The organism is Dysosmobacter sp. (assembly GCF_034093755.1).
Classification (GTDB): Bacteria; Bacillota; Clostridia; order Oscillospirales; family Oscillospiraceae; genus Oscillibacter.
On sequence record NZ_JAXEBZ010000051.1, the window covers coordinates 1 to 26,003 of the forward strand.

Consider the following 26,003-nt stretch of genomic DNA (forward strand, 5'->3'; position numbering starts at 1 on the left):
GGGGGATGCGGACCACCGTCGCGGCGATACGATTCCCGGCCCCGTTGGGGCCGCCAATCGTGCCGCTTCCTCGAAACAGGCTCGCTGTTTCCGCCGCTGGCGGCGCTTCGCCTGTTTCCCCCACTTTTCTTTTGACGCGTCGAAAGAAAAGTCGCCGCGCCCGGTGGAAAAGAAAAACGCCAGGCGTGACCTTTGCTACGCAAAGGTCAGACCGGGGGTCTCCTCAGACCCAGCCGACCGCGTCGTCGCAAAGTCCGCTTTAAGTGAAAAGCCCAGCGTGAAAGGGCTTTTCACGCGCCGCTCCCGTGCTCCTCCTTTTCCCACCGCAAACGCTTCGCTGGTTTGCGGCGGGAGCCCTGGGGAAGTCTTCTGCCGAGTGCGCCGAACATTGAATGAAGATTGAAACTCTGCCGCCGCAAGTTGGAACTCGGTCAGTCATCGGGGTGCAGAATCGAAAGGCCCCTGCGTGTTGGCCCCGGGCGTTCCGCTTACGCTACGCCCTACCGGGGCAATAAACGATAACCACCCCGGGTATGCGCGTAACGCGCGGGCAGAGAAGAACAGACCTTTCGGTTTTCCACCCCGACAATCGCCGCACTTCCGCAACTTGCGGCGGAGCAGTATCGAATTTGCACTGTGTATAGCGCACCCGGCAGGAGACTGTCCGGGCATGGGAAGCACCGTCTGAGGAATCTCCCGTAGCCTTTGTGTACAAAGGCGAAAAAGCGCTTTTCTTTTGGACCGTGCACGGCCCGTTTTCTTTGGGCAAGACCCAAAGAAAATGGGGGGTGCATCCCCGCCGGGGTCCCGGCATTTTCCGCACCGGAATCGGTGCATCATCTCCCGGCGATGGCCGGACCCCCCGCATCCGGACGGGTGCATCTCCGCCGGAGACCCGGCAATCTTTCCCTGCCGCTGTGGGCGGCAGCCATATTACAGGAGGTCACAACTATGGAACGACGCAGAGTGGCGATCACAGGCATGGGGGCCGTGACCCCCGTGGGCCTGACCGCGCCGGAGAGCTGGCAGGCCGTGAAGGACGGCCGGTGCGGCGTGGCGCCCATTACCGCATACGATCCCGCAGAGCAGAAGGTGAAGCTGGCCGCGGAAGTGAAGGGCTTTGTCCCCGAGGAACACCTGGGGAAGCAGGAGGCCAGGCGCATGGGCCGGTTCACCCAGTTCGCCGTGACGGCGGCCCGGGAGGCCATGGCCGACGCCGGCTTTGCCGCCGGTGAGGAGGCGGACCGCTGCGGCGTTATCGTCTCCAGCGGCATCGGAGGCCTCTCCATCACCGAGGCGGAGCATGACCGGGGCCTGGCCCGGGGCTGGGACAAGGTGTCCCCCTTCTACATCCCCACCGCCATCAGCAACATGGCCGCCGGTCAGATCGCCATCGACACCGGCTTCCAGGGCATGTGCTCCTGCCCCGTCACCGCCTGCGCCGGCGGCACCAACGCTGTGGGCGACGCCTTCCGCTATATCCGGGACGGCTACGCCGACGTGATGCTCTGCGGCGGAACGGAGGCCTGCGTTACCCCCCTGGCCATCGGCGGCTTCACCGCCATGCGGGCGCTGACCACCACCGAGGACCCGGACCGGGCCTCCATCCCCTTCGACGCGGAGCGCAGCGGCTTCGTGCTGGGGGAGGGCGCCGGCATCCTGCTGCTGGAGGAGCTGGAGCACGCCAAACGCCGGGGCGCTAAAATTTACGCCGAAATCGTGGGCTACGGCGCCACCTGCGACGCCTACCACATGACCGCTCCCCGGCCTGACGGCAGCGGCGGCGCCAGGGCCATGGCCCTGGCCCTGCAGGACGGCGGCGTGGAGCCGGAGCAGGTGGGCTACATCAACGCCCACGGCACCTCCACCCACCTGAACGACGCCGGCGAAACCGCCGCCGTGAAGGCGGTGTTCGGCGATCACGCCTGCCGGCTGGCCATCAGTTCCACCAAGTCCATGACCGGCCACATGCTGGGCGCCGCCGGCGCCGTGGAGGCCATTTTCACCGCCCTGTCCCTGCGGGACGGCTTCCTCCCCGCCACCATCCATTACCAGACCCCGGACCCGGAGTGCGACCTGGATGTGGTGCCCAACACCGGCCGGGCGGCGGACGTGGAGTACGCCCTGTCCAACTCCCTGGGCTTCGGCGGCCACAACGGCAGCATCCTGCTGCGGAAATGGGAGGGCTGAAGCATGGGCATGCAGTATGATTCCAACCAGATCGCGCAGATTCTGCCCCACCGCTACCCCTTCGCCCTGGTGGACCGCATCACTGACGGCGAGCCGGGCCAGTGGGCAAAAGGCATCAAGTGCGTCACGGTGAACGAGCCCTTCTTCCAGGGCCACTTCCCTGCCAAACACGTGATGCCCGGCGTGCTGCTCATCGAGGCCATGGCCCAGGTGGGCGGCGTGGCCATTCTCAGCCTGCCGGAAAATCAGGGGAAGCTGGCCTTCCTGGGCCGGGTGAAGGACGCCCGCTTCCGCCGCCAGGTGGTGCCCGGCGACGTGGTGGAGATGGAGTGCCGCCTCACGAAACGGCGGGGCCCCATCGGCGTGGGCGAGTGCAAAGCCACGGTAAACGGCGAAGTGGCGGCCACGGCGGAAATCACCTTTGCCATTGGCGGGGAATGATATGGTTGCCCTTTCCCCGGATATCGGTTATAATTACCTTGCAAAGAGCGGGAATTATGGGGAAAAGAGGGCAAGACAGATGCTGAGAGACGCGTTTTATCAGGTGTACACCAAATTCAAGGTCCATTTTTACCAGGAGATCTTCCAGCGGTTCCAGAACCGGGAAGCCAGCCTCACCACGGTGGAGACCTTCTGCATGGAGATCATCTCCGCCCTTGGCCGCCCCACGGTGAACGAGTTTGCCACCTTCATGCGCATCTCGCCGCCCAACGCGGCCTACAAGGTCAACAGCCTGGTGAAAAAGGGCTACATCAACAAGACCCAGTCCCAGGACGACCGTCGGGAGTATCACCTGGAGGTCACCCAGAAGTACATCGACTACTACAACATCAGCAACAACTACATGCGGGAAGTGATGGACCGCATCGCCGCCCGCTTTTCCGCGGAGGAGTGCCGCCGGCTGGAGGAGATGCTGAACATCGTCAGCGACGAGCTGATGCCGGAGGTGCAGATTCCCCGGGCGCGGATGCCGGAGTGAGGAGTGTCCGCCGCAGGAAGTCATCAATACGCCTAAAGCGGACGGTATTTTGTGGGGAAAATGTGGAAGAATCCACGATTTTCCCCACTTTTCCCCGGTAGAGTGTTGACAGGGCGGACACGGCGTGCTACGATACGGAAAAATTGAATCGCTGAGATAGAGGCGCGGGAACCATCAGTACCTCCGGCAAGGCCAGACAGCCGCCGGCGGGGAAAGGGGCTTCCGCCGAAGCATCCGGGCGTTGTCTGGCGACCGGACGCTGGGCCGGCAGGGAATACCTGACGGACTGTCACAGAGTTGTTTTGTGAAGCGCTATCAATGGCTGACCATGCCCGGGAACGGCAGTTCCCCCATTGTCTGATTTCCATGGACCGCTTGACAAAGCGGTCCAGTTTTTTTCCTCCCCCGGCGCGGCGGCGGAAGGAGGTTCCCCTGTCCGCCGCGATACAAGTCTGGAAATTGGAAAGGTGAAATGAAATGAAGAAGCTGCTCTCTCTTGCCATGGCCGCTGTCATGGCCCTGTCCCTGGCCGCCTGCGGCGGCTCCGGCGCATCCTCCACCCCCGCTGCCTCTGCCCCTGCCGCCCCCGCCGCCTCCGCTCCCGCTGAGGCCGCCGAGTTCACCGGCGTGGAGGACGGCGTCCTCACTGTGGGCATGGAGTGCGCCTACGCCCCCTACAACTGGACCCAGATGGACGACTCCAACGGCGCCGTGCCCATCAGCAACGTCCCCGGCTCCTACGCCAACGGCTATGACGTGATGATCGCCCAGAAGATCTGCGACGCCAACGGCTGGAAGCTGGAGATCGTCTCCAGTGCCTGGGATTCCCTGTGCCCCGCCGTCCAGTCCAAGACCATGGACGCCAACATCGCCGGTCAGTCCATGACCGCTGACCGCATGGCCGAGGTGGACATGGCCGGCCCCTACTACTACGCCACCATCGTCTGCGTCACCACCAAGGACAGCCCCTACGCCTCCGCCACCTCCATCGCCGACCTGGCCGGCGGCAAGTGCACCTCCCAGTCCGGCACCATCTGGTATGACTCCTGCCTGCCCCAGATCGAGAACGCTGAGCTGCTGGCTCCCGCCGAGACCGCCCCTGCCATGATCATGCAGCTGCAGACCGGCGCCGTGGACTTCATCTGCACCGACATGCCCACCGCCATGGCCGCCGTGGCCAAGGACGATAACCTGGTGATCCTGAACTTCTCCGGCACCGACGGCGACTTCCAGTTTGCCTCCGAGGAGGAGCGGGCTGAGAACGTGAACATCGGCATCTCCGTGCTGAAGGGCAACACCGTCCTGAAGGACGCCATCGACAGCGTGCTGTCCGCCATGACCGAGGGCGACTTCAACGCCCTGATGGATCAGGCCATCGCCATCCAGCCCGAGGTTTAATTCGTACCCCTCTCTTCCCTGCGTCCTCCGGCCCCGGAAACGGGGTCGGGGGATGCACCCATCTCACCGAAAGGAGCTTCCTCCATGGAAAAGCTGGTAAAGCTGTGTCAGGACATTGCGCTGCTGTGGAGCAAGTACTGGCCCATGTACATGGCCGGTGTGAAAAATACGCTGGTGCTGGCCCTGGCGGCCACGGCCATCGGCTGTGTCATCGGCCTGATCTGCGGCATCCTGAACACCATTCCCTGCGCGAAAAGCGATCCCCTTCCCAAGCGGTTTCTCCTGAAGCTGATCCGGGTTCTGGTGCGCGTCTACGTGGAGGTGTTCCGGGGAACCCCCATGGTGCTGCAGGCGGTGTTCATCGTCTACGGCCTGCCCTATTTCACGGATAACGCCCTGCGGTTCGACAACATCTGGGCCGCCGCCATCCTCATTGTGTCCATCAACACCGGCGCCTACATGGCGGAGTCCGTCCGGGGCGGCATCATCTCCATCGACCCCGGCCAGACCGAGGGCGCCAAGGCCATCGGCATGACCCACGTGCAGACCATGACCAGCGTCATCCTGCCCCAGGCCCTGCGGAACATCATGCCCCAGATCGGCAACAACTTCATCATCAACGTGAAGGACACCTCCGTCATGTTCATCATCAGCTTTACGGAGTTCTTCGCCGCCCACCGCTACATCGTGGGCGTCAACAACATGTACTTCCCCTCCGCCACCATCGAAATGATCGGCTACCTCACCATGACCCTGGCGGCCTCCTTCCTCCTGCGGCTGGTGGAGAAGCTGATGGACGGCTCCGACAGCTACGAGCTGGTGCAGGCGGACCAGCTGACCATGACCGCCGGCACTTACAGCCACCCGGACAGGGGCACCCCCTTTGACGAGCGCAGCAAGGAGTACCGGGAGCGGACGAAGCTGGCCCTGAAAAACCGCAACGGAAGCACGAGGGGAGATCGATGATATGAGCGATATGATTCTGCAGGTCAACCACCTGTCCAAGTCCTTCGGCAGCCACGAGGTGCTGCGGGACATCGATTTCACCGTAGCCAGGGGGGACGTCACCAGCATCATCGGCGCCTCCGGCTCTGGCAAGTCCACCCTGCTGCGGTGCATCAACCTGCTGGAGACTCCCACCTCCGGCGAGATTCTGTACCACGGGAAGAACGTGGCGGGCCGTGGCGTCAACGCCGCCGCCTACCGCTCCCACGTGGGCATGGTGTTCCAGTCCTTCAACCTGTTCAACAACATGACCGTGCTGGAAAACTGCATGGTGGGCCAGGTGAAGGTGCTGAAAAAGAACAAGGAGGACGCCCGCCGGGCGGCCATGAACTATCTGGAAAAGGTGGGCATGGCCCCCTACATCAACGCCCGGCCCCGGCAGATCTCCGGCGGCCAGAAGCAGCGGGTGGCCATCGCCCGTGCCCTGGCCATGGACCCGGAGGTGCTGCTGTTCGACGAGCCCACCTCCGCCCTGGACCCGGAGATGGTGGGCGAGGTGCTGAACGTCATGCAGGGCCTGGCCCAGGAGGGCATGACCATGCTGGTGGTGACCCACGAGATGGCCTTCGCCCGGGATGTGTCCACCAACGTGGTGTACATGAACCAGGGCGTCATCTGCGAGTCCGGCACGCCGGAGCAGGTGTTCGGCGACCCTCAGAAACAGGAGACGCGGGACTTCCTCTCCCGCTTCCGGGGCCAGTAAATCAGAAAAAAAGACCGTCTCCCGGCCGGGAGACGGTCTTTTCGCGTTTATTGCTTCCGCTGTTTCTCGTACTCCCGGAGGGCGGTGAGGGCCTCCTTCCCCATGGGAATCAGCACGATCATGTTGAAAATGGTCATCAGGCCGATGCCCACGTCGCCCAGGTCCCACACGAAGGTGTAGGCCGCCAGGCCGCCGATGAACAGCATCACCAGCGCCAGAATCTTGTAGGCCGTCTGGGAGGCCCAGTTGTCCCCCAGCAGGTAGGCCACGTTGGGCCGGGCGTAGAACAGGATGCCGATGAAGGTGGAGAAGCAGAACAGCCACAGCACCGAGGCGATGAACACCACGCCGAAGGTGCCCAGATGGTGGCCCATGGCCGCCTGCAGCAGTCCCATGCCGGACAGGCCCTCCGTCACCTCCGCGGGAGCCAGCAGCATGATCATGGCGGTGCAGGTGCAGATGACAATGGTGTCGATGAACACGCCGAAGGCCTGCAGCAATCCCTCCTTGGCGGGGTGGTCGATATCCGCCGCGGCGGCGGCACAGGGGGCGGAGCCGGAGCCGGCCTCGTTGGAGAAGAGGCCCCGCTTCACGCCGTTCATCAGCACCGCGCCGAAGGTGCCTGCCGCCGCCTGGCGCAGGCCGAAGGCCTCGGAGAAGATGCAGCGGAACACCTCCGGCAGCAGCCCGGCGTTCAGCACGATGATGACGATGGTGATGAGGAAGTACAGCCCCGCCATAATGGGCACCACCACGTCCAGCACCCGGACGGTGGCGTTTTTCCGCAGCACAATCACCGCCGCCACCGCCACCAGTACCACCGTGGTGTACAGGGGCGGGATGGAGAAGGCGTTGTAGAAGGCGTCGGACACGGAGTTGCTGATGACCTGGCTGATGCCGCCCCAGCAGATGAGGCCGGAGATGGCGAACAGCACGGCGACGAGGGACTTCTTCCGCCCGGTTTTCCGGGTGAAAAAGGCGTGGATGTAGTAGGCGGGGCCGCCCCGGTAGCCGCCGTACAGGGGGTCCGGCTCCTTGTAGAGCTGGGCCAGGGTGGCTTCCGCGAAGGCGGTGGAGGAGCCCAGCAGGGCCGTGACCCACATCCAGAACACGGCGCCGGCGCCGCCGGCGGAGATGGCGGCCACCACGCCTACCAGGTTGCCCATGCCCCCCCGGGTGGCGGTGGACACAATGAGGGCCTGGAGGCCGGAGATGGAGTCATGGCGGCTCTTCTCCTTCTTTTCCAGGGTGATGCGCAGCATCTCCGGGAACAGCCGCACCGGCAGGAAGCGGGTGCGGACGGTGAAATAGACGCCGGCGGGAATCAGCAGCAGCACCAGCAGCGACAGCCCCACGCTGCCGCCGCCCGGCAGGGGGAGGGTGACCAGGTCGCCCCACAGGAAGTTGTAAACAGCCCGAAAAGCAGCCATGACATTTTCTCCTTTAAATCTTTAAATCCGCAAATCCGGTTCCCCCATTATACAGGAAACCCCCGGCTTTTGAAAGAGGTTTTTTGAGAAAATGTTTTTTCATGGCGGACAAAACAGCTTCAACTGCTTTGTGAAAGCGGTATGCGCTCTGAAAGAACCTTGCATATCTGTGTAATCATCTGTGATTTTACAAAATCATATGCTGGCTGCATGATTTTGTGCTACGATGTAATCGGAGGTGGATATTTATGCGCGAGAAAGAATTCAGAGCATATCTGGAAGATGCAGAGCAGATCAGCAGCAAGGATAAGGCGGTGAGCACCCGTGTCAGCCGCGCAAACGCGGCGGAGGAGATCTGCGGAGTATCATTGGACGATATTGTTGCCGATGATAACAGAATGTATGAAGCTCTGCTCCGCATCCATGCGGATGCAAAGGAGAAAAACGGAAATATTCAAAATGCTGTTCGGTGGTATTATCGCTTTGCGAATGGCAGAGAGTTTCCGAAGCTTTCGTCGTATCGCTGTACAAAGAGAAAGTAGAAATTGCTGCTGTTTCTTTCTGCTCGGCCTTTTAAACTGACAGGCCCCGGACGCTGTGCGCCCGGGGCCTGTGAATTTCGGAAGCAATATCAGTTGCCGCACTCGATGGAGATGCGGTTGAACAGCCCCAGCACGTCGTCCACGGTGGTGGCCTGCTTCTCCGCCCCCGCCCGGTCCAGCACCACATGGCCCTGATTCATCATGAGGATGCGGTCGCCGTACTCCACGGCGTAGCGCAGGTTGTGGGTCACCATCATGGCGGTGAGCTTCTTCTCCCGCACCACCCGGTCGGTGAGCTGCATGATCACCTCTGCCGTCTTGGGGTCCAGGGCGGCGGTGTGTTCGTCCAGAATCAGGAACTGCAGGGGCGTCATGGTGGCCATCAGCAGCGCCACCGCCTGGCGCTGGCCGCCGGAGAGACTGCCCATTTTCACGTTCAGCTTATCCTCCAGACCCAGGCCCAGGCCCGAGAGCTCCTGGCGGTAGTAGTCGATGCGCTTTTTGTTGACGCCCCGGGTGAGATTGAAGGGCTTCCCCTTGTTGTCCGCCAGGGACAGGTTCTCCAGCATGGTCATGTTGGGGGCGGTGCCCAGGGCGGGGTCCTGATATACCCGGCCCATGGTGGCGTAGCGCTGGTAGTCCTTCAGTCTGGCGATGCTCTTCCCCCCTACCAGCACGTCGCCGCTGTCGATGGGGATGGAGCCGCAGATGATGTTCAGCAGCGAGGTCTTGCCGCTGCCGTTGCTGCCCACGATGGCCACGAACTGCCCCTCCTCCACCGACAGGGAGAAGTGGTCGAACAGCCGCAGCTCCGTGACGGTGCCGGGGTTGTAGGTTTTGGTGATGTCACGTACTTCAAGCATGGATGATCTCCTCTCCTTTCCGTCCGGAGAAAATCAGCACCAGCAGGAACAGCATGGCGGTGATGAACTTCATCATGCTGGGGTCGAAGCCCAGGCTCAGCGCCGCCTGGATGCAGGCCTTGTACAGGATGCTGCCCGCCAGCACGGCGGTGGTGCCCCGGACGAAGGTCAGCCGGCGGAACAGGGAGATGCCGATGATGACGGCCGCCAGGCCGAACACCACTTGGCCGGTGCCCATGGTGGCGGCGAAGCTGCGGGTCTCGTGGCACACGATGCTGCCCGCCAGGGCCACCAGCCCGTTGGACAGGGCCAGGCCCAGAATCTTTACGCTGCCGCAGTCCCGGGACAGGGCCGTCACCAGGGTGCTGTTGTCGCCCACGGCCCGCAGCAGCAGGCCGGACTTGGTGCGGAAGTACAGGTCCAGGGCCAGCTTCACCAGCACTGCCAGCACCGCCGACACCACCAGCTTCCGGATGGACAGGGACGTGTTCCCCAGCAGGGCCATCACCGGGGCGGAGGTGAAAATGGTGTCGGTGCCCCGGTCCACCGGCAGGTTGGAGCCGGCGATTTTCAGGTTGATGGAAAACAGGGCCGTCTGGGTGATGATGCCCGCCAGCAGGTTCCGGATGTGGAACTTCACGTGGATGATGCCGGTGAACAGCCCTGCCAGCACGCCCACGCCGGTGGCCGCCAGCAGCGACAGCCACGGGTCGCAGCCATGGGTCAGCAGCACCGCCGTCACGGCGGCCCCCAGGGGGAAGCTGCCGTCCACCGACAGGTCCGGAAAGTCCAGAATGGTGTAGGTGATGTACACACCGAAGGCCACCAGAGCGTAGATCAGGCCCTGGGTCAGCGTGCCGATGAGCAATTCCACAGTCATGGGAAGGTCCTCCTTTTAAGGTGGGAAACACGCCGGAAATCCCGGCACCCGGGCAGAATGCCCGTGCACCGGAATCTCCGACGTTTGGAAAAGAGAGAGGGGAAACAGAATCAGGCTTCGCCGGACTCGATAACGGCCACGCCGTTGCCGGCCAGCTGGGTGATCTCCGGCATGGTGATGTTCATCTCGGCCAGCGCGCCGGAGTTGATGTAGCAGCCGTACTCGGAGATGGTCTCATAGGGGATGTCGGCGCAGGCGGCCTCGCCCTTCAGGACTTTGGCGGCCATCTGGCCGGTCTGCACGCCCAGCTTCACATAGTCCAGACCGGCGGCGGCCACGCAGCCCAGCTTCACCTGCTCCACCTCGGAGCCGTAGACGGGGATGCCGGCGGCGTTGGTCTTGTCCAGAATGGAGGACAGCACACCCACCACGTTGTTGTCGGTCAGGTTGGAGAAGCAGTCAACGCCCTTGGCCAGCAGGGTGTCCACCGCCTGGGGGACCTCTGCCTGGGAGGTGACGCCCAGCTCCACAATGGTGAAGCCGTACTCGGGGGCCTTCTCCTGATACTCGGCGATGGCGGATACGGAGTTGGGCTCGCTGGTGGTGTAGATGATGCCGATGGCCTTGGCGTCGGGCTGCAGCTGGCGGATCAGGTCCAGCTGGGCGTCCACCGGCAGCTTGTCGGAGGTGCCGGTGATGTTGCCGGAGTCCAGCTTGGCGGCCACGGGATCGGTGACGGCGGTGAAGATCACGGGAATGTCCTTCTCCTCGGCGGCGTTGTAGCAGGCGATGGCGGAGGGAGTGGCAATGCCCACCATCAAGGCGGCGCCCTCGGCGGAGAAGCTCTGGCCGATCTGGGTGTTGATGGCGTCGTCAAAGCCGGCGTTCTGATAGTCCACCCTGAAGTCCACGCCCTCTTTCAGGCCGGCCTCCTCCAGGCCCTGCAGAAAGCCGATGCGGCAGTTGTCCAGGGAGCCGTGCTCGCCGTACTGGTTGATGCCGATGATGGGCAGCTCCGCGGGAGCGGACGCGGCGGCGGAAGCAGCGGGTGCGGAGGCGGCAGGCGCGGAGGACGCGGTGTTTCCGGAGCCGCAGGCGGCCAGGGACAGCATCAGGGACAGGGACAGGGCGGCGGCGACCATATTCTTGAACAGCTTTTTCATGATAAAATCTCCTTTACAGACGTTGTTTGTTTGGTTTGGCGGGATGGAAGGGGGTTCAGCGCTGCCATCGGCGCCATCGTCCGGTGAGGGAGATGTGGTTGGTGTTGTGTTTCATCGGGGTCCTTCCTTTCCGGGGAAAAGGTATTTTTGTTTTGCGGAAGCAAAACAAAAAAGCCTTATCCCAATTCTTTGGGACAAGACTTTCATCCTGCGGTACCACCCAAGTTGACGCCGAAGCGTCCGCTCGATTCAGAGACAACCATCTCTGCCGCCACTGGTAACGGGTGCGGTCCCCGTCAGAAGCTACTGGCCGTGCGGCGTTCGCCCTACCCTCACAAGTCCATTCACCGGAAAGTACTCTGCCGTGATTCCACCATCCACGGCTCTCTGAAAGGTTGCCTCGCCGGGTACTCCTCTTGCTCAACGGTTTGCTGGTGTTTGATTGCTTTGCATTATATGCGACCGGCGGTCATTTGTCAACCCCCTTTTTTGACAAATTATCGCTATAAAGCGGGAAAGAACGAAAACCGGGCGGACAGCTGTGCCGTCCGCCCGGGAAATCCCTCTTTTACGACAGGAGGAGGGAGTCCGTCTCCTCCTGGACGCCGGAGACCTCCGCGAACTTCCGCAGCAGGATCTCCTTGGTCAGGTGCTTCTTCTCCTCGCCCCGGATGTCCAGAATGATCTGGCCGGCGTTCATCATGATGATCCGGTTGCCGTGGGCGATGGCGTCGCTCATGTTGTGGGTGATCATCATGGCGGTGAGATTGTTCTCCGCCACAATCTGATCGCTGAGCTCCAGCACCTTGGCGGCGGTGGCGGGGTCCAGGGCGGCGGTGTGCTCGTCCAGCAGCAGCAGCTTGGGCTTGCGCAAGGCGGCCATCAGCAGCGTCAGCGCCTGGCGCTGTCCGCCGGACAGCAATCCCACCTTGGAGGTCATGCGGTCCTCCAGACCCAGGCCCAACGTGGCCAGCCGCTCCCGATACAGCGCCCGCTCCGCCCGGGTGACGCCCCAGCGCAGGCCCCGCTTCTGTCCCCGGCGGTAGGCCAGGGCCAGGTTTTCCTCAATCTGCATGTTGGGGGCGGTGCCCAGCATGGGGTCCTGGAACACACGGCCGATGAAGGCTGCCCGCTTGTGCTCCGGCAGGCCGGTGACGTCCACCCCGTCGATGGAGATGGTGCCGCTGTCCACCGGCCAGACGCCGGCCACGGCGTTGAGCATGGTGGATTTGCCGGCGCCGTTGCCGCCGATGACGGTGACGAAGTCGCCGGGCTCCAGGTGCAGGTTCAGGTCCACCAGGGCCTTTTTCTCGTTGATGGTGCCGGTGTTGAAGGTCTTGGAAACGTGAGACAGCTTAAGCATTGCGTCCGGCCTCCTTTTCCGCCTTGGCGGCGTTTTTCGCAGCGTGCTTGAAGGAGCTGCGGGACTGGGCCTGCAGGTACGGCACCGCCAGGAACAGCGCCACGATGATGGCGGTGAACAGCTTCAGGTCGTTGGGGTCCAGCTTCAGCCACAGGATGATGGTCATGACCATGTAATAGATGATGCCGCCCAGAACCACGAAGCCCAGCCGCACGCCGAAGTTGCAGCCCTTGCGGAACAGGGCGTCGCACAGCACCTCGCCGATGATGATGGCCGCCAGGCCGATGACGATGGAGCCGCGGCCCATGTTCACGTCGGCGGTGCCCTGGAACTGGGTCATCAGGCCGCCGGACAGGGCCACCATGCCGTTGGACAGGGCCAGGCCCAGCACCTTCATGGTGTCGATGTTGATGCCCTGCGCCCGGCTCATGGCGGGGTTGGAGCCGGTGGCCCGGAGGGCGTTGCCCTGCTCAGTGCCGAAGTACCAGTAGAACAGGGCGATGATTGCCGCCGCCAGCACCAGACCCACGGCGATGGCCTGGGGCACGTAGCGGGAGGACAGCAGGAAGCCCTTGCCGTTTTCCCAGAACATGCCCAGCTTCTTGATGTTGGCCGTCTGGTTGGCCCGCATGCCCATAATCCGCAGATTGATGGAGTACAGGGCGAACTGGGTGAGAATGCCGGCCAGAATGGCGGGAATGCCCAGCCGTGTGTGGAGCAGGCCGGTGACCAGGCCCGCCAGCAGGCCCGCCACGATGGCCGCCAGCAGCGCCGCCCAGGCGGGCCAGCCCGCCAGCATCAGCATCACGGTGACGGCGCCGCCGGTGGCGAAGGAGCCGTCCACCGTCAGATCGGCGATGTTCAGCAGGCGGAAGGTGATGTACACGCCCAGAGCCATCAGGCCCCAGATGAGACCCTGACCCACGGCCGCCGGCATACGGGCCAGCAGGTTGGGCAGGCTCAGGGAAGCAAGATACGTCATGAAATGTCCCTCTCTTTACAATTTCATTACCGTTCCGGACCAAAGGAACGGGCATGACCGGGCCGTTCCTTCGCCCCGGAAAACGCACCGTATGGGGCGCCGTGTGCCGGCGCCCCATACGAACAGCAGATTCCGGAAAATCAGGCGATGGCCTCGTACCCGGCGGGGATGGTGACACCCAGGGCGTCGGCCAGGTCCGCGTTGTACTTCTTCACGGGGTTGGGATAGTACTCGATGGGCATCTCGGAGATGTTGCTCTCGCCGGTGAGAATCTTCACGGCCATCTCGCCGGTGGTGCGGCCCAGCTCATAGTAGCTGATGGACAGAGTGGCGATGCCGCAGCCCTTGCAGATGCCTTCCTCGCCGGTGATGATGGGCACGCCGGCAGGCTCAGCCACGTTGTTGATGGCCTCGGTGCAGGAGGCGGCGGTGTTGTCGGTGGGGATGTACAGGGCGTCATTCTCAGCGCAGGCGGTGGCGGTGACGGAGGAGACGTCGTTGGAGTCGGCGAAGGTGTAGACGTTGACGGTCTTGCCGGCGGCGGTGAGGCACTCCTCCACCACGTTGGCCTGGTAGACGGAGTTGGCCTCGGCGGAGCAGTACAGGATGCCGATGGTCTGGGCGTCAGGCAGCAGCTCCATCAGCATGTCGGCCTGCTGGTCCAGGGGGGCCAGGTCGGAGGTGCCGGAGACGTTGCCGCCCACGGTGCCGTTGAAGTTGTCAATGTCCAGGGCCACGCCGTACTCGGTGACGGAGGTGCCCAGGATGGGGATGTTCTCGGTGGCGGAAACGGCGGCCTGCAGGGCGGGGGTGGCGTTGGCCATGATCAGGTCCACGTTGCTGGCGGCGAAGCCGTTGCAGATGGTGGCGCAGGTGGGAATGTCGCCGGAGGCGTTCTGCTCATCGAACTCCACCTGGCCGGGCAGGGCCTCGTTGATGGCGTCCATAAAGCCCTGGGTGGCGGCGTCCAGCGCGTCATGCTGCACCAGCTGGCAGATGCCGACGGTGTACTTGGCGGCCTCGGCGGGGGCGGAGGCCGCGGCGCTGTCGGCAGCGGAGGCGGCGGGAGCCGCGGGGGCGGAGCTGCTGCTGCCGCCGCAGGCGGCCAGGCTCAGTGCCATCAGGGCAGACAGTGCAAGGGCAAGAATCTTCTTTTTCATGATGCAATCTCCTTTTTTCATCAGCCCCCCGGAAGAGGGGCCGTATCAAAAAGCGGCTCCGTCCGATAGGACAGAGCCGCTTTCCCTACCATTCTCAGAGAGCTTTACCCTGTATTACCGGACAGCTGCTTTTCGTGCGCGGTAAGCACGGCCCGCAAAGCGGGCCTGGATAAAGCGGAAATAGGAGATCTGACGGACGGTGTTCAGCTGGTTCATCATCAGGACTCCTTTCCTCATTACTGCTGTGGGGTATGCTCCACTATAAAACTTTAAAGGAGTGAAGTCAATAGACAATTTGCACAGAAAATCCCGGGATTTCTGTTAGAAAGGGAAAACTATGGGAAAATGGCGGAAAAACAGGGGGATTTTTCCACGGCTTTCCCCAATGCGCCTATGGTGGCGGCGAGAAAACTGTGGTACAATGCGGATGAACGGAAAACCGGGGGAGAACGGCGGCCGCCGCCCCGGAGTGCTCCCCGCCTCCGGGGCGGGGAAAGGCAAAGGAGAAACGAGACATGGATCACTTTGGGCAAATCGCCGCCCGCCTGGCGGACCGGGGTCTGGACGCGGTGCTGCTGACGGAGGAGGCGGACCGGTTTTACGCCTCCGGCTTTCACTCCGCCGGCACCGACGGCGCGGCGCTGGTCACCCGGAACGGGGCGTATTATTTCACCGATTCCCGCTATATCGAGGCGGCCCACCGCCATGTGAAACACGCGAAAATCGACATGGTGGGCCGGGGCCGGGGCTACTGCCGCCTGATTCAGGAGGTGGTGGAGGCCGAGAGCATCCGGACCATGGGCTTTGACGACGCCTACATGACGGTGGCTGACTTTGAGGTTTACCGCAAGGCCCTCAGCTGTCAGCTTGTCCCCGCCTCTGCCCTGCTGACGGAGCTGCGGACCGTGAAGGACCAACAGGAGCTGCGGGAGATGATCGCCGCCCAGCGCGTCGCGGAACGGGCGCTGGAGGAGATTTACAACGACATCCGCCCCGGCGTCACCGAGAAGGAGATCGCCGCCCGGCTGCAGTACCTGATGCTCCACTATGGGGCGGAGAACATGTCCTTCGACCCCATCGCCGTGTCCGGCCCCAACGGCAGTATGCCCCACGGCGTCCCCAGCGAAAAGCCGCTGGCGGCAGGGGAGTTCCTCACCATGGACTTCGGCTGCATCAAAAACGGCTACTGCTCCGACATGACCCGCACCGTGGCCATCGGCCGCGTGACGGAGGAGATGGAGCGGGTTTACGGAACGGTGCTCTCCGCCCAGCTGGCGGGCATTGCCGCCGCCCGGGCCGGCGTCACCGGCGCTGCGGTGGACGGCGCCGCCCGGAAAGTCATTGATGACGCCGGCTACGGCGAATACTTTACCCACAGCTTCGGCCACGGCGTGGGGGTGGAGATTCACGAGCAGCCCACCGCCAGCCCCGGCTTTGACCGGCCCCTCCCCGTCGGGGCGGTGATCTCCGCCGAGCCGGGGATCTACCTGCCCGGGAAGTTCGGCGTCCGCATTGAGGACGTGGTGATTCTGCGGGAGGGCGGCTGCGAAAACATCACGATGGCCCCCAAAAAGCTGCTGGTGCTGTGACGCCGCGCGGCAGACAAATAAGGAGGATTACCCATGGATAAAATCTTTGTCACCGGCCACCGGAACCCCGACACCGACTCCATCGTCTCCGCCATGGCTTACGCGGCCCTGCGCAACGCCCTGGGGGAGCAGGCGTTCACCGCCGCCTGCCTGGGCCGGGTCAGCGACGAGACCCAGGCGGTGCTGGACCGCTTCGGCTTCCAGGCGCCCCAGCTGCTGGGCAACGTCCGGACCCAGGTCCGGGACCTGGAGTACGATACGCCCCCCATGCTGGACTCCGGCGTCACCATCAGCCGGGCCTGGCAGGTGATGCAGAGCAACAAAATCTCCGCCATCCCCGTCACCCGGGAGGGGGGAAAGCTGTTCGGCATGCTGTCCGCCGGCGACGTGGCGGCCTATGACATGGCCTCCGTGCGGGAGGCCCACGTGAAAGAGGTGCCGCTGTACAACCTGCTGTCGGTGATCGAGGGCAAGCTGCTCAATGACGCCGGCCAGGCGGTGGACAGCCTGTCCGGCACCATCACCGTGGCCCTGCCCACCTCCCGGAAAAACCTGCTGTTCTCCAGCAAGGACAGCATCGTCATCTGCGGCGCCCAGCCGGACATGGTGCGCTACGCCATGGAGATCGGCGTCAGCTGCGTCATCGTCTGCCAGGCGGAGGTGGACGAGGAGCTGCGGACCATGCCCACGGAGACCTGCCTCATCTCCACCCCCTTTGACGCCTACCGCACCATGCGCCTCATCTCCCACGCTCTCCCCGCCGCCGGCATCTGCAAAACCGACGAGCTGGTGAGCTTCCACCTGGACGACTACATTGATGACGTGCGGGAGGTGGTGCTGCAGAGCCGCTTCCGCAGCTACCCCATTCTGGACGAGAACGAGCACGTGGTGGGCACGCTGTCCCGGTTCCACTTGCTGCGTCCCCGCCGGAAGCGGGTGGTGCTGATGGACCACAACGAGAAGGCCCAGTCCGTGCCGGGCCTGGACCAGGCGGAGATTCTGGCTATCATCGACCACCACCGCCTGGCGGATATCGAAACCGGCAACCCCATCTACGTCCGCAATGAGCCGGTGGGCAGCACCACCACCATCGTGGCGGAGATGTACCAGGAGCGGGGCCTGATGCCCACGGAGAACATGGCGGGCCTCATGGCTGCCGCCATCGTGTCCGACACCGTCATGTTCAAGTCCCCCACCTGCACCCCCCGGGATCAGGAGATGGCCCGCCGCATGGCCCGCATCGCCGACGTGTCCCTGGAGGACCTGGGCCATCTGGTGTTCTCCGCCGCCAGCAATGAAAACCGCTCCGCCGAGGAGCTGCTGGGGACGGACTTCAAGGAGTTCCACATCGCCGGGTACGATCTGGCGGTGTCCCAGATCACCTGCGTGGATTCCGGCCACCTGCTGGCCCGCCGGGCGGAGTTCCTGCAGGCCATGGAGGAGCTGAAGCGCACCAGAGAGTACGACATGGTGCTGCTGATGCTCACCGACGTGCTGCAGGAGGGCACCCGTCTGCTGTATATCGGCGACGACCAGACCATCCGGCAGGCCTTCAACTGCAAGCCGGAGGACCACTCCGTGTTCCTGCCCCGGGTCATGTCCCGGAAAAAGCAGGTCATTCCCGCCCTGTCCGCCCTGTGGGGCTGACGCTCTCAATACAGCCGCTTCCGGGGTCCCGCCGTTGGGCGGGGCCCCGGTTTTTCCTGCCTGTCATCGGTTTTTCGAAATTTTCTCACTTTTTGTCCGCCAATGGTTGACAGATTATGAGAAAACCTATAATATGGTTTTTGAAATCGGATTTAACGGTTTGAAAAACATCGACAGAAAGGACAACACCACCATGGTCCGTATCGTCTCTGACACCTCCACCCTCTACTCCTCCGCCGAAGCCCTGCAGGCGGGCTTTGCCGTGTCGCCCCTGTCCGTCACCGCCGACGGCCGGACCTGGCGGGAATTTGACGGGATCAGCGCCCGGGACTTCGTGGAGCTGGTGCGCCGGGGGCACCTGCCCACCAGCAGTCAGCCCGCCGTGGGAGAGGTGGCGGAGCTGTACAGCCGTTTCCCCGGGGAAGAGGTGCTGAACATCACCATGGCCGACGGCCTGTCCGGCACCTACGCCAGCGCCGTGGCCGCGGCGGAGCTGTGTGACGGCGGGTGCCGGGTGACGGTGCTCAACAGCCGTACCCTCTGCGGCCCCCACCGGTATCTGGTGGAAAACGCGGCGGCCATGGCTGCCGCGGGGAAGACGCTGCGGGAGATTGTGGAGAAAACGGAGGAGCTGATGGACACCGCCAAAAGCTATCTCCTGCCTGCCGATTTCGACTTTCTCCGCCGGGGCGGCCGCCTCTCTCCCCTGACGGCCCACATCGGCCACATGGCCCATCTGGCCCCCATCATGACCCAGACCGCCGACGGCCGGCAGCTGACGGCGGCCAGCGTCCGCCGGGGCTACGCCAACGCGGTGAAATACGTGGGCAAGGCCCTGCGGGAGCGGGGCGTGGGGCCGGGGTGGCGGGTCTACGTCACCCATGCCGACGCGGAGGAAAAGGCGGAGCAGGCGGTCCGGCTGCTGCGGGAGGTCCTGCCGGGGGCGGAGTTTCCGGTGCTGCTCCTGAGTCCGGCGTTCATCACCCAGGGCGGCCCCGACTGCGTGGCCATCCAGGCCATCCGGACGGCGTAAAAGCCAAATGCCCGGGGGTTTTCCACGCCAACGGTGGATTTCTTCCCGCTTTTCCGGTATACTGAAACTACGGGACAGACCGGAATGCTGGAAGGGGGACGATGTTTTGAACCGGAAGAAGGAAGCGTGTCACTGCAGGAATGTCACATACGGCATGATTGAGGATGCCGTCCGGAACGGGGCGGAAACGGTGCAGCAGGTCATGGATGTGACCGGCGCGGGCAAGGGCTGCGGCAAATGCAGGGATTTTCTGGGGTATCTTATCAGAGACATTCAGGAAGAGCTGAAAAAGTGAGGGAGCGGTCGGCGTTTCCCGGAAGAGAAGAGTCCTCCGTATGGCCGAGGCCATACGGAGGACTTGTTGTTTTACGGATATCTGCCTGGGGGCGATGCTGTTTTCCTCACTGGTCGGCCTTGCCGAAGGGGCCGATGTGGAGCATGGACAGGATGAAGGGGATGAACACGGAGATGCAGGCGGCATAACCCAGATAGGCGTAGCCCTTCTTGATGATGGCCATCAGGCCCACCTGAGAGATGGCCCACACACCGGCGGTGAACACCAGCGCCGCCGCGGCGCTGCGGGCCATGTGGCCCCTGGCCCGCTTCTCCGGCTCCATCCGCCGCTCCAGGGCATTGATGGTGCGGGTGACGATGCCGGCGATCATGTTGACGCCGGTGGACACGGAGCCCAGGATGATCAGAATGGAGATGATGGGGGTCAGCACAGTCTTGCCCACGCCGTTGGATACCAGCACCAGCATGGGGATGGTGGCGCCCTCCAGCTCGGGACGGAAGGCGATGGCCAGCATGCCGATGATGGAGAGCATCATGGCGATGAAGTTGCACAGGAACATGTACAGGGCGGCCCGGTCCACCTGCTTGATATCGGTGAGGGGTTCGGTGTGCTGATACATCAGGCCGATGGAGGGCAGCTGGAACATGAAGTACAGCAGCGCACTCTTGACGGCGGCGCCGGTCAGGCCGGTCTCTTTGGAGCAGATGGGCAGCTCACCGGCGGCCATGCGGCTGACGGACTGGGAGATGGTGCCGAACTGGACGATGATGTTGGGGATCAGCACAATCGCCAGGCCGAGGATGATCAGCACGGACAGGGTGGAGGCGCACTTGCGCACCAGATTGGTGCCGTACAGGGCGATGACGAAGATGAACACGCCCACCGCCAGGGTGCACAGCCAGTAGGGAATGCCGAACAGGGTGTTGAGGGTGGAGCCGCCGGTGGCGAAGGCGGCGGAGGTGGCGGTGGCGATGAGAATCAGGTAAGTGATCTCATACAGGTTGGAGAACAGCACCCGGGAGCTGCCGTAAAAGCTGTCGCCGAAGGCCCGATAGTCGTAGGTCCTGTGGGTGTAGGCGTAGCGCAGGCCGTACCAGAAGAAGAAGGCCAGCAGGAACTGGGACAGCAGGGGCAGAATCAGGCCCAACAGCCCATAGTTGATGAAGTAGGAGTAAATCTGGGCGCCGGAGGCGAAGCCGCCGCCGAACTGGGTGGTGAAGGCGACGAAGGCGACGCCGACTGCCAGGGGCATTTTATTCTTGTCGATCATACGATTTTCCTCTTTCTCTCATTTGCCGCTTCATATTGTCTGCTCCCGCCGGGAGCGGAGAGCCTCAGTCATCGAAGGTGATCATCTTTCCGGGGTTCAGAATCAGCTTGGGGTCGAAGGCCAGCTTGATGTTCCGGTACAGCTGGTACATCCCCTCCCCCACGAAGGGCCGCAGGAACTCCAGCCGGCCGTTGCCGATGCCGTGCTCGCCGGACAGCTGCCCGCCCAGTTCCTTGCTCTTGGCGTACAGCTCCGTCAGGCAGGCGTGGGTGGCGGTTTTCCACTCCTCGTCGCTCATGCCGCTCTGGCGGAGCAGCTCCGTGTGGATGTTGCCGTCGCCGGCGTGGCCGCAGGGTTCCACCACCACGCCCCGGGCCAGGCAGATGCGCTTGGCCGCTTTCACAAACTCGGCGATCTTGGACCGGGGCACCACCACGTCGCACTCCTCCTGGCCCACGGAGTCGGCCTTCATGCCCTCCAGAATGGCGGCCCGGACGGACCAGACGGAGCCGATGCGCTCCGGCGTGTCCGCCAGCGCCACGTCCAGGGCGCCGGCCGCCAGGGCGGCCTCCGCCGCGGCGTCGCAGCACTGGGTCAGCTCCTCCTGGGAGGAGGCGTCGTACATGACGATGAGCACCGCGCTGCCGTCCCGCACCGGCAGCACCTTGTGAAGCGTCCGCTCCACAATGTCGATCAGCTCCCGCTCCAGAAACTCCACGGCGGTGGGGACGAAGGGCAGCCGCAGCAGCACGGGGACGCAGTCAATGCAGGTCTCCAGGTCGGCGAAGGGAATCACCAGGGTGCAGGTGTACTTGGGTGCGGGAATCAGCTTCAGCGTCACCTCCGTGCAGATGCACAGAATGCCCTCGCTGCCCACCACCAGGTCCTTCACGTCAAAGCCGGTGGTGTTTTTCACCACGTTGGAGGAGAAGTGGACAATGTCGCCGTTGGGCAGCACCGCCTCAATGCAGCGGACATAGTCCCGGGTGACGCCGTAGCGCACCGCCCGCATGCCGCCGGCGTTGGTGATGATGGACCCGCCGATGGAGGCGGTCTTTTCGCCGGGGTCCGGGGGATAGAACAGCCCCGCCTCCGCCGCGGCGGCGGCCACCTCGGTGATGAGGGCGCCGGGCTGGGCGGTGACGGTCATGTTCTGGGTGTCCACGGGGAAGATTTTGTTCATCTTCATCAGCGACAGCATGATGCCGCCGTATTTGCAGTTGGCGCCGCCGGCCAGGCCGGTGCCGGCGCCCCGGGCCACCACGGGGATGTTGTTCTCGTAGGCGTATTTCATGATGGCGGAGACTTCCTCCCGGCTCAGCGCCTCCACGTACAGCTCCGGGGGGAACACGCCGTACTCCGGCATCTCGTCGTGGAAATACTCGTTGGGGATGGCATCCCCCACCCGGACCCGGGCGGGGTCCGTCACGGAGCGGATGTACTGGAAATCCGCCTCGTCCATTTTCTTGTAGGGATAAGGCATGTCACTGGGCCTCCTTTGCCGCCCGGATGCGGGCGATGAGTTCCGGGACCACCTGATACAGGTCGTCCACAATGCGGTAGTTGGCGATGCGGAAGATGGGGGCCTCCGGATCGGAATTGATGGCCACGATGGTCTGGGCGGCGTTCATGCAGGCGGTGAACTGCACCGCGCCGGATACGCCGCAGGTGATGATCAGTTTGGGCTTCACCGTCCGGCCCGACAGGCCGATCTGGTGGGCCGCGTCGCCGAAGCCGCCCTCCACCATGGGACGGGTGAAGCACAGCTGGCCTCCCAGCAGCGCCGCCAGCTCCCGCACCATCTCCACGTCCCTGGCGGTTTTCACGCCCCGGCCCGCCACCACCAGCACGTCCTCCTCCTCAATGGACTTGGTGCGGCGGATGGCGGCCCGTTCCACAATGCGGATGCCGGAGCGGACCATCAGGTCCGTCACCGGGCAGACCGTCACTTTTCCGGCGGGGTCCGGCACCTTCTTCGCCTTGTCCATCACCTTGTAGCGGACGGTGGCGAACTGGGGCCGGGTGTTGGAGATGAGAATCTGGGCCATGATGTTGCCGCCGAAGGCGGGGCGGATCTGCACCAGGTCCGTGTTTTCCTTCATCCGCAGCTCCGTGCAGTCGGCGGTGAGGCCGGTGTGGAACCGGGTGGACAGCCGCGGCGCCAACGAGCGGCCGCAGGCGGTGGCGCCGATGAGCACGCAGGAGGGCCTGACGGTGGAGATGCAGTCCGCCACGGCGTCGGAGTAGCAGTCGGCCTTGAAGCCCTCAAAGCCGGGGTGCTGGTAGACGAACACCTCTTTCACGCCGTAGGGCAGCAGCTTCTCCGCGTTCTCCCGGGTGCCTTCGCCGCCCACGATGACGCAGCTGACGCTGTAGCCCACCTTTTCGGCCAGCTTCCGGGCCTCGCCGATGAGCTCAAACACCACCGGGTGCAGCCCGCCGTTTTCCTGCTCGGCGTAGACCAGAATGTCCTTCCACTTGCTCTTGTCAAAGGACTTGGCCTTCTGCTCGAAGCGGATGGCCTTCTGGGGGCAGGTCTTCACGCACACGGAGCACATGCGGCACTTGTCCCCCACCGCGATGCCGTCCTTTTCCATCCGCAGCGCCCCGAAGGGACACTTCTCAATGCACTGTCCGCACAGGTCGCAGCGGGACATATCAAATCTCAGCAATTCCATGACGGCCCCTCCTCAGCAGTATTTGGCCCGGGCCAGCAGGTCGAACAGCTGGCCGGCCTTCTGGGCGGCGGTGCCCTCCAGGGTGACGCTGCCGCCGCCGGCGGGAGGCGGGAAAATGCGCTCCACCGTGGTGGGGGAGCCCACCAGGCCGAAGCGGGTCAGGTCCGGGTCCGGCAGGTCCGCCAGGGTGATGACCCGGATGGGCTTCTCCGCCGCTGCCGCCTTCCGGCGGTAGGAGGGCAGCCGGGGGACGCACACGTCCTTGTCCACGGTGATGAGGCAGGGGTAGCGCATCTCACTGACCTGGAACACGCTGGCCAGGTCCTGGCGCACCTGAATCTTCTCGCTGTCCACGGCGGTGATGGCGTTGACCCAGGCCGCGTGGGGCAGGTGCAGGTGCTCGGCCATGGCGGGGCCGATCTGGGCGGTGTCGCCGTCGGTGGTCTGGCGGCCGCAGATGATCAGGTCTGCGCCCCCCAGTGCCCGGATGCCCTGGGACAGGGTGTAGGAGGTGGCCAGCACGTCGGACCCGGCGAATTTCCGGTCCGACAGAATCACGGCGTCATCGGCGCCCATCATGTAGGCGTCCCGCACCATGGACTCCGCCTGCTGAGGCCCCATGGTCAGCACCGTCACCGTGCCTCCCACCTGCTCCCGGATGCGCAGGGCGCACTCCAGGGCGAACAGGTCGAAGGGGTTGGTGCGGGTCTGGGCGCCCAGCCGCTTCAGATTTCCGGTCTCCTGGTCAATCTCCACCCTGGAGCTGAGGGGGACCTGCTTCATGCAAACGATGATCTTCATTTCCGCATCCCTTTCCGATACAGGATTCATTAACGCTTTAAAGCGAGAAGTTCCAATGCGGCTCAAGTATACCACTGCAAAGTGGAAAAGTCCAGCTTTTTCCCGTAATTTCCCGCGGAAAATGACAAAAACTGGTCCCGGTTTTCACCGGGACCAGTTCAATCTGCCGGATGTTCCCGCAAAAACGGGCCGGAGGCGTCACTTCTCCTTCCGGCAGTACCACCGGAGGGACAGGGGGATGGACAGGGCGGTCAGCGCCGCGGCGGCGATCATGGGGCCGAACCAGGGCACGGAGAGGCTCCCCGCCGCCGGGACCTCCAGGTCCCCCAGCAGGCTGGCGCAGACGCAGATGGAGGCGATGACCACCATGTTGATGAGCCTTGCCCGGGTGGTGCCGAAGCGGATGATCAGGGGGATGGTGACGGCCATGAGACACACCGCCAGGCAGAAGCTGGCCGCCAGCAGGGGCAGCTCCGTGCGGTGGGCCATGAAGGGCCGCTCCAGCAGCTGGATGAGGACCGCCACTGCCAGGTCGAAGGCGGCGCAGCCCCAGCCCAGCAGATACCGGCTGAGGACGATCTCGCCGGGGGAATAGGGCATCATGGCGGCCATGCGGCCCCAGTGGGTCCGCTCGTCATCGTTGATGACGGAGAAGGGAATGATGGAGGCGAAGAGGATGGCGAAGGTGTTGAAGTAGCCCGTGGGGATGGCGGCGAAGGCCACCGTGATGACCAGCAGGAACACCCCCTGCCGGCCCAGCACATACAGGTCCTTCCGCAGCAATGCTTTCAGTTTCATGATTGTCTCGCTCCTTTCACCGCAAAGAGGATCACGTCCTCCACCGTGGGCCGCTGCAGCTCCAGGGTGGGGGGCACCAGGTTCCGCTTCACCAGCGCCCGGACGCCGCCGTAGCCGCTGGCCTCCCGGCCCACCACCGCCTCCGGCAGCAGGCTGTCCGCCTGCTCCGCCGTGCCGGTGAACAATCCCAGCTCCTCCAGCATGGCGTCCTTCTCCGCGCAGAACAGCAGCTGTCCGTTGTGGAGGAAGGCGATGTAATCGCAGAGCTTCTCCAGGTCGCTGAGAATGTGGGAGGAGATGAGCACGGAGTGGTCCTCCTCCCGGGTGAACTCCCGGAACAGCTCCACCACCTCGTCCCGGACGATGGGGTCCAGCCCGGCGGTGGCCTCGTCCAGCACCAGCAGCTTCGCCTGGTGGCTCAGGGCCGCGGCGATGGACAGCTTCATTTTCATGCCCCGGGAAAACTCCCGGATCCGCTTGTTCCGGGGCAGGCGGAAGCGGTCAATATAGCCGTTGAAGCGGTGGCTGTCCCAGCGGAGATAGGTGTCCGCCAGCACCCGCTCCAGCTGGGGCACGGTGATCAGGTCCGGGAAGCAGCCCTCGTCCAGCACCACGCCCACGTCCTCCCTGGCTGCGGCGAACTCCGGCGTGCCGGCCTCTGCCCCCAGCAGGGTGATCTGGCCGCTGTCCGGCCGGGCGGCCCCCAGCAGCAGACGGATGAGGGTGGTTTTGCCGGCGCCGTTCTCCCCCACCAGGCCGCAGATGGCCCCGGCAGGCAGCGCGAAATCCAGATCGGACAGGGAAAAGTCACCGTAGGTCTTGTTCACCTTCCGGAATTCCAAAGCGTTCATTGGTTCTCCTCCTTCAAAAGGATGTTCAGCATTTCCGTCAGCTCCGCCGGGCTGAGGCCGCAGGCCCTGGCCAGCTCCGCGGCGGCGGTGAGGTGGCGCTCCAGCTCCACCAGCCGCTGCTCCCGTACCAGCGCCAGATCCTTCTCTGCCACGAAGCTGCCCTTCCCCGCCACCGTGTGGATAAAGCCCTGGGCCTCCAGCTCGTCGTAGGCCCGCTTGGTGGTGATGACGGAGATTTTCAGGTCCTTGGCCAGAGCCCGGATGGAGGGCAGCGGCTCCCCGGGCGGCAGCTGCCCGGCGATGATCTGGGCCTTGATCTGCCGGCAGATCTGCTCGTAAATGGGTTGGTTGTCGGTGTTGCGGATGATCAGTTCCATGGACGC

At 63.9% G+C, this 26,003-nt stretch carries 25 protein-coding genes, 1 riboswitch and 1 other annotated feature; of the genes, 11 read left to right on the forward strand and 14 right to left on the reverse strand.

From position 1 onward, the window contains the following. Window positions 1-951 precede the first annotated feature (951 nt). From fabF to SOX55_RS06800, 6 genes are all read left to right on the forward strand, one after another. A complete protein-coding gene (gene fabF / locus SOX55_RS06775; RefSeq protein WP_325286680.1) occupies window positions 952-2,190 on the forward strand; it encodes a beta-ketoacyl-ACP synthase II in 1,239 nt (412 codons plus the stop codon). A gap of 3 nt (window positions 2,191-2,193) precedes the next feature. Beyond that, window positions 2,194-2,631 carry a 3-hydroxyacyl-ACP dehydratase FabZ gene (gene fabZ, locus SOX55_RS06780; RefSeq protein WP_442873616.1) on the forward strand — a complete coding sequence of 146 codons (438 nt, stop codon included), beginning with the start codon at window positions 2,194-2,196 and terminating at the stop codon, window positions 2,629-2,631. A gap of 79 nt (window positions 2,632-2,710) precedes the next feature. Next, a complete protein-coding gene (locus SOX55_RS06785; RefSeq protein ID WP_325286681.1) occupies window positions 2,711-3,169 on the forward strand; it encodes a MarR family transcriptional regulator in 459 nt (152 codons plus the stop codon). 149 nt (window positions 3,170-3,318) lie between these two features. Next, window positions 3,319-3,492: riboswitch (Lysine riboswitch) on the forward strand. Between the two features lie 154 nt (window positions 3,493-3,646). After that, complete coding sequence (locus tag SOX55_RS06790) at window positions 3,647-4,567, forward strand: transporter substrate-binding domain-containing protein (RefSeq protein ID WP_325286682.1); 921 nt, start codon at window positions 3,647-3,649, stop codon at window positions 4,565-4,567. 84 nt (window positions 4,568-4,651) lie between these two features. Beyond that, window positions 4,652-5,533 carry an amino acid ABC transporter permease gene (locus SOX55_RS06795; RefSeq protein ID WP_325286683.1) on the forward strand — a complete coding sequence of 294 codons (882 nt, stop codon included), beginning with the start codon at window positions 4,652-4,654 and terminating at the stop codon, window positions 5,531-5,533. Between the two features lies 1 nt (window position 5,534). Beyond that, window positions 5,535-6,275: an amino acid ABC transporter ATP-binding protein gene (locus SOX55_RS06800; protein WP_325286684.1), complete on the forward strand. Its 741-nt coding sequence runs from the start codon at window positions 5,535-5,537 to the stop codon at window positions 6,273-6,275. Window positions 6,276-6,322: 47 nt separating this feature from the next. Here SOX55_RS06800 and SOX55_RS06805 read toward each other — a convergent pair whose 3' ends face one another. Continuing rightward, on the reverse strand, window positions 6,323-7,705 hold the full coding sequence (locus SOX55_RS06805; RefSeq protein WP_325286685.1) for an alanine/glycine:cation symporter family protein: 1,383 nt from the start codon (window positions 7,703-7,705) through the stop codon (window positions 6,323-6,325). Between the two features lie 248 nt (window positions 7,706-7,953). On the opposite strand from SOX55_RS06805, the gene SOX55_RS06810 reads away from it, so the two are divergent. Then, complete coding sequence (locus SOX55_RS06810; protein ID WP_325286686.1) at window positions 7,954-8,247, forward strand: hypothetical protein; 294 nt, start codon at window positions 7,954-7,956, stop codon at window positions 8,245-8,247. Between the two features lie 89 nt (window positions 8,248-8,336). Here SOX55_RS06810 and SOX55_RS06815 read toward each other — a convergent pair whose 3' ends face one another. The 6 genes from SOX55_RS06815 to SOX55_RS06840 form a co-directional block, all read right to left on the reverse strand. Next, entirely contained in the window at window positions 8,337-9,110 is a 774-nt protein-coding gene (locus tag SOX55_RS06815; protein WP_325286687.1) for an ABC transporter ATP-binding protein, read from the reverse strand. After that, window positions 9,103-9,990: an ABC transporter permease gene (locus SOX55_RS06820; RefSeq protein ID WP_325286688.1), complete on the reverse strand. Its 888-nt coding sequence runs from the start codon at window positions 9,988-9,990 to the stop codon at window positions 9,103-9,105. Before SOX55_RS06820 ends, SOX55_RS06815 begins: the two co-directional genes overlap by 8 nt. A 110-nt stretch (window positions 9,991-10,100) precedes the next feature. Further along, complete coding sequence (locus SOX55_RS06825; protein WP_325286689.1) at window positions 10,101-11,153, reverse strand: ABC transporter substrate-binding protein; 1,053 nt, start codon at window positions 11,151-11,153, stop codon at window positions 10,101-10,103. A 187-nt stretch (window positions 11,154-11,340) separates the two neighbouring features. Further along, window positions 11,341-11,586 (reverse strand) — a binding site (T-box leader). 135 nt (window positions 11,587-11,721) lie between these two features. Next, complete coding sequence (locus tag SOX55_RS06830) at window positions 11,722-12,516, reverse strand: ABC transporter ATP-binding protein (protein ID WP_325286690.1); 795 nt, start codon at window positions 12,514-12,516, stop codon at window positions 11,722-11,724. Then, complete coding sequence (locus SOX55_RS06835; protein WP_325286691.1) at window positions 12,509-13,498, reverse strand: ABC transporter permease; 990 nt, start codon at window positions 13,496-13,498, stop codon at window positions 12,509-12,511. The genes SOX55_RS06830 and SOX55_RS06835 overlap by 8 nt, the downstream gene beginning before the upstream one ends. Window positions 13,499-13,638: 140 nt before the next feature. After that, window positions 13,639-14,658 carry an ABC transporter substrate-binding protein gene (locus SOX55_RS06840; protein ID WP_325286692.1) on the reverse strand — a complete coding sequence of 340 codons (1,020 nt, stop codon included), beginning with the start codon at window positions 14,656-14,658 and terminating at the stop codon, window positions 13,639-13,641. Window positions 14,659-15,173: 515 nt separating this feature from the next. Between SOX55_RS06840 and SOX55_RS06845 the strand changes: the two genes are divergently transcribed. From SOX55_RS06845 to SOX55_RS06860, 4 genes are all read left to right on the forward strand, one after another. Continuing rightward, window positions 15,174-16,247 carry a M24 family metallopeptidase gene (locus tag SOX55_RS06845; RefSeq protein WP_325286693.1) on the forward strand — a complete coding sequence of 358 codons (1,074 nt, stop codon included), beginning with the start codon at window positions 15,174-15,176 and terminating at the stop codon, window positions 16,245-16,247. A gap of 33 nt (window positions 16,248-16,280) precedes the next feature. Beyond that, window positions 16,281-17,894 (forward strand): putative manganese-dependent inorganic diphosphatase, encoded by a 1,614-nt coding sequence (locus SOX55_RS06850; protein WP_325286694.1) that lies wholly within the window; start codon window positions 16,281-16,283, stop codon window positions 17,892-17,894. Window positions 17,895-18,054: 160 nt separating this feature from the next. Continuing rightward, entirely contained in the window at window positions 18,055-18,927 is an 873-nt protein-coding gene (locus SOX55_RS06855; RefSeq protein WP_325286695.1) for a DegV family protein, read from the forward strand. Window positions 18,928-18,934: 7 nt separating this feature from the next. Then, window positions 18,935-19,222, forward strand: coding sequence for a (2Fe-2S)-binding protein (locus SOX55_RS06860; RefSeq protein ID WP_325286696.1), 288 nt, complete (start codon window positions 18,935-18,937; stop codon window positions 19,220-19,222). A gap of 106 nt (window positions 19,223-19,328) precedes the next feature. On the opposite strand, the gene SOX55_RS06865 is transcribed toward SOX55_RS06860, so the two are convergent. The 7 genes from SOX55_RS06865 to SOX55_RS06895 form a co-directional block, all read right to left on the reverse strand. Continuing rightward, window positions 19,329-20,492, reverse strand: coding sequence for a hypothetical protein (locus SOX55_RS06865; protein ID WP_325286697.1), 1,164 nt, complete (start codon window positions 20,490-20,492; stop codon window positions 19,329-19,331). Between the two features lie 64 nt (window positions 20,493-20,556). Then, a complete protein-coding gene (locus tag SOX55_RS06870; protein WP_325286698.1) occupies window positions 20,557-21,975 on the reverse strand; it encodes an FAD-binding oxidoreductase in 1,419 nt (472 codons plus the stop codon). Window position 21,976: 1 nt separating this feature from the next. Next, window positions 21,977-23,170 (reverse strand): electron transfer flavoprotein subunit alpha, encoded by a 1,194-nt coding sequence (locus SOX55_RS06875; protein WP_325286699.1) that lies wholly within the window; start codon window positions 23,168-23,170, stop codon window positions 21,977-21,979. 12 nt (window positions 23,171-23,182) lie between these two features. Further along, complete coding sequence (locus SOX55_RS06880; RefSeq protein WP_325286700.1) at window positions 23,183-23,971, reverse strand: electron transfer flavoprotein subunit beta/FixA family protein; 789 nt, start codon at window positions 23,969-23,971, stop codon at window positions 23,183-23,185. A gap of 198 nt (window positions 23,972-24,169) precedes the next feature. After that, window positions 24,170-24,769, reverse strand: a complete 600-nt coding sequence (locus SOX55_RS06885; protein ID WP_325286701.1) for an ABC-2 transporter permease — start codon at window positions 24,767-24,769, stop codon at window positions 24,170-24,172. After that, complete coding sequence (locus SOX55_RS06890) at window positions 24,766-25,620, reverse strand: ABC transporter ATP-binding protein (RefSeq protein ID WP_325286702.1); 855 nt, start codon at window positions 25,618-25,620, stop codon at window positions 24,766-24,768. The genes SOX55_RS06885 and SOX55_RS06890 overlap by 4 nt, the downstream gene beginning before the upstream one ends. Next, entirely contained in the window at window positions 25,617-25,997 is a 381-nt protein-coding gene (locus SOX55_RS06895; RefSeq protein WP_325286703.1) for a GntR family transcriptional regulator, read from the reverse strand. The genes SOX55_RS06890 and SOX55_RS06895 overlap by 4 nt, the downstream gene beginning before the upstream one ends. Window positions 25,998-26,003: the final 6 nt, after the last annotated feature.

Bases quoted from the DNA above. Each gene is read 5' to 3' on its own strand.
- SOX55_RS06800 (WP_325286684.1), top strand. From the start codon at position 5,535: ATGAGCGATATGATTCTGCAGGTCAACCACCTGTCCAAGTCCTTCGGC.
- SOX55_RS06890 (WP_325286702.1), bottom strand. From the start codon at position 25,620: ATGAACGCTTTGGAATTCCGGAAGGTGAACAAGACCTACGGTGACTTT.
- SOX55_RS06895 (WP_325286703.1), bottom strand. From the start codon at position 25,997: ATGGAACTGATCATCCGCAACACCGACAACCAACCCATTTACGAGCAG.
- SOX55_RS06880 (WP_325286700.1), bottom strand. From the start codon at position 23,971: ATGAAGATCATCGTTTGCATGAAGCAGGTCCCCCTCAGCTCCAGGGTG.
- SOX55_RS06805 (WP_325286685.1), bottom strand. From the start codon at position 7,705: ATGGCTGCTTTTCGGGCTGTTTACAACTTCCTGTGGGGCGACCTGGTC.
- SOX55_RS06820 (WP_325286688.1), bottom strand. From the start codon at position 9,990: ATGACTGTGGAATTGCTCATCGGCACGCTGACCCAGGGCCTGATCTAC.
- fabZ (WP_442873616.1), top strand. From the start codon at position 2,194: ATGGGCATGCAGTATGATTCCAACCAGATCGCGCAGATTCTGCCCCAC.
- SOX55_RS06875 (WP_325286699.1), bottom strand. From the start codon at position 23,170: ATGGAATTGCTGAGATTTGATATGTCCCGCTGCGACCTGTGCGGACAG.
- SOX55_RS06825 (WP_325286689.1), bottom strand. From the start codon at position 11,153: ATGAAAAAGCTGTTCAAGAATATGGTCGCCGCCGCCCTGTCCCTGTCC.
- SOX55_RS06790 (WP_325286682.1), top strand. From the start codon at position 3,647: ATGAAGAAGCTGCTCTCTCTTGCCATGGCCGCTGTCATGGCCCTGTCC.
- SOX55_RS06885 (WP_325286701.1), bottom strand. From the start codon at position 24,769: ATGAAACTGAAAGCATTGCTGCGGAAGGACCTGTATGTGCTGGGCCGG.
- SOX55_RS06865 (WP_325286697.1), bottom strand. From the start codon at position 20,492: ATGATCGACAAGAATAAAATGCCCCTGGCAGTCGGCGTCGCCTTCGTC.
- SOX55_RS06860 (WP_325286696.1), top strand. From the start codon at position 18,935: ATGCCCGGGGGTTTTCCACGCCAACGGTGGATTTCTTCCCGCTTTTCC.
- SOX55_RS06840 (WP_325286692.1), bottom strand. From the start codon at position 14,658: ATGAAAAAGAAGATTCTTGCCCTTGCACTGTCTGCCCTGATGGCACTG.
- SOX55_RS06850 (WP_325286694.1), top strand. From the start codon at position 16,281: ATGGATAAAATCTTTGTCACCGGCCACCGGAACCCCGACACCGACTCC.
- SOX55_RS06795 (WP_325286683.1), top strand. From the start codon at position 4,652: ATGGAAAAGCTGGTAAAGCTGTGTCAGGACATTGCGCTGCTGTGGAGC.
- fabF (WP_325286680.1), top strand. From the start codon at position 952: ATGGAACGACGCAGAGTGGCGATCACAGGCATGGGGGCCGTGACCCCC.
- SOX55_RS06785 (WP_325286681.1), top strand. From the start codon at position 2,711: ATGCTGAGAGACGCGTTTTATCAGGTGTACACCAAATTCAAGGTCCAT.
- SOX55_RS06815 (WP_325286687.1), bottom strand. From the start codon at position 9,110: ATGCTTGAAGTACGTGACATCACCAAAACCTACAACCCCGGCACCGTC.
- SOX55_RS06810 (WP_325286686.1), top strand. From the start codon at position 7,954: ATGCGCGAGAAAGAATTCAGAGCATATCTGGAAGATGCAGAGCAGATC.
- SOX55_RS06830 (WP_325286690.1), bottom strand. From the start codon at position 12,516: ATGCTTAAGCTGTCTCACGTTTCCAAGACCTTCAACACCGGCACCATC.
- SOX55_RS06870 (WP_325286698.1), bottom strand. From the start codon at position 21,975: ATGCCTTATCCCTACAAGAAAATGGACGAGGCGGATTTCCAGTACATC.
- SOX55_RS06845 (WP_325286693.1), top strand. From the start codon at position 15,174: ATGGATCACTTTGGGCAAATCGCCGCCCGCCTGGCGGACCGGGGTCTG.
- SOX55_RS06835 (WP_325286691.1), bottom strand. From the start codon at position 13,498: ATGACGTATCTTGCTTCCCTGAGCCTGCCCAACCTGCTGGCCCGTATG.